The sequence below is a fragment of the Litchfieldia stipae genome (assembly GCF_014837155.1).
GTDB lineage: Bacteria > Bacillota > Bacilli > Bacillales > Bacillaceae_L > Litchfieldia.
This window is the reverse complement of the sequence record NZ_JACYHA010000050.1, coordinates 1-2,188: the sequence shown is the minus strand read 5'-3', so window position 1 is coordinate 2,188 and position 2,188 is coordinate 1. Positions and strand designations below refer to the sequence as shown.

General features: G+C 36.0%; 2 protein-coding genes. Both read left to right on the top strand.

The features are described from left to right. The first annotated feature begins 92 nt into the window (after positions 1–92). Entirely contained in the window at positions 93–1,376 is a 1,284-nt protein-coding gene (gene istA / locus F7888_RS22220) for an IS21 family transposase (RefSeq protein WP_191783575.1), read from the top strand. Further along, positions 1,373–2,134: an IS21-like element helper ATPase IstB gene (gene istB, locus F7888_RS22215; RefSeq protein ID WP_191783573.1), complete on the top strand. Its 762-nt coding sequence runs from the start codon at positions 1,373–1,375 to the stop codon at positions 2,132–2,134. Before istA ends, istB begins: the two co-directional genes overlap by 4 nt. Positions 2,135–2,188 lie beyond the last annotated feature (54 nt).

Genomic DNA, 2,188 nt, shown 5'->3' with positions numbered 1-2,188 from the left:
ATAGAAATGCTAATTTAAATATGTACAATATCACTTGAATAAAGATGTACAAAGTTGATCAGTCATTTCATACTATTCTAGAGGTGAATGGAATGTATATGACTGTAAATGTTGATACAAGTTTTGAGATTAAAAGTCTTTCAGACTTACCAAAATTCAAGCAAGTAATGGAGCATTTAAAAATGAAAATAAACAAAAGAAAATTAGCAGAAGAGTTAGGTGTGGATCGTCGAACAGTTGATAAATATTTAAATGGCTTTGTACCCAAAAGGAAGAGAGAAAAGCCTTCTAAAATCGACAAGCATTATAAAGTTATTGCTGCTCTCCTTTCTGAGGACTCAAAGCAAGTATTTTATTATCGCCGTGTACTCTGGCAGTATCTAAAAGACAACCATGAGTTGGAATGTTCAGCCTCTGCCTTCCGTGCTTACATCGCACGTATTCCAGAATTCAAAGCTTATTTTGAAGAGGAGAAACGTATTCCTACCCCAAAGGGAACCGTTCGGTTCGAAACTCCTCCAGGTAAACAAGCTCAGTTAGATTGGAAGGAAAGTATTATGTATGAGACAAAAGAGGGAGAGCAAGTAGAAGTGAATGTGGCTGTATTACTTCTTTCCTGTTCGAGATTCCGAGCTTTTTACTTATCAATTTCTAAGTCTCAAAGTGTATTACTTTCTTTCTTAACAGAAACATTTGAAGCGTTTGGTGGTGTACCAACAGAAATCGTTACGGATAATATGAAAACCGTAATGGATCAAGCTCGAACAGAGTATTCTTCCGGAAAGATAAATACTAAGTTCGATCAGTTTGCGAAGGATTTTGGATTTAAGGTGAGGCCATGTATCGCTGGACGCCCACGAACAAAAGGAAAAGTAGAAGCAACGATGAAGTTATTAGACGAAATTCATGCTTATCAAGGGCAATTAACTTTAGAAGAGCTGCATCAGTTCGTACAAGATTTATGTACTCGCATTAATCATGAGTTACATCAAGGTACAGGGAAAATTCCGATTTTTGAGTTCAAAAAAGAAAGGAACCACTTACTCCAGCTACCAACTGAAAAAGTAAGAGATTCCTACCGGATCAAACATACGCTTGTGAAAGTCAATGCATCTAACATGATTACCTACAAATCTAATCAATATTCGGTACCAGCCAAATATCAAGGAAAGAAAGTAGCCCTACAAGTGTATGATGATCAACTATGGATTTATTATAACATGGAACTGATCGCGCATCACCCTATTAGTCACGCCAAACTTAATTACGAAGAGGCACATTATAAGGAAGCCTTACTTGTTTCGGCACCTCATTATCCTGAAATTGAAGAATTGGCTAAACAGAATCTAGCAGCGATCGGAGACGTGTACAAATGATAAATTCTCAAACTAATTATCAGCAACTCTTAAAAAGTTTAGAGTATCTAAATTTAAAGCAAATGAAGTTACATCTAAATGAAGTCGTAGACTTTAGTGTTAATAATCAAATGACCTTTATTGATACACTTATTAAATTAACTAATTACGAAATTGACGTACGCGAACAAAATATGGTTCAGGCAATGGTGAAAGTAGCTGCTTTTCCTCACTTAAAGGAAATAAAGGATTTTGACTTCACCTTTCAACCTTCGGTTAATCAACAACAAATATTAGATTTTATATCGTTGCGTTTTATTGAGAAAAGCGAGAATATCGTTTTTTTGGGACCAAGTGGGGTCGGTAAGACCCACTTGTCAACCTCAATTGGCATTGCGGCAGCAAAGAAACGAACAAGCACCTATTTCATCAAATGTCATGACTTGATACAGAATTTAAAGAGAGCTCGACTAGAAAATCGGTTAGAAAGTCGATTAAAGCATTATACAAAATACAAGTTGTTAATCATTGATGAAATCGGATATTTACCCATCGATCAAGAGGATGCGAAGTTGTTTTTCCAACTCGTTGACATGCGGTATGAAAAGCGTAGTACGATTTTTACAACTAATGTGAACTTCAAGGCATGGGACGAAGTCTTTCAAGAACCTAAGCTCGCAAATGCGATTTTAGATCGAATCTTACATCATGCGACCGTCGTAACAATGGTCGGACAATCTTATCGTTTGAAAGATCATCTAGTGAAAGAAAACGAGTGATTTTGTACATCGTTATACAAGCAAAAGTGTACATATTTGTGTTGACATTTATAT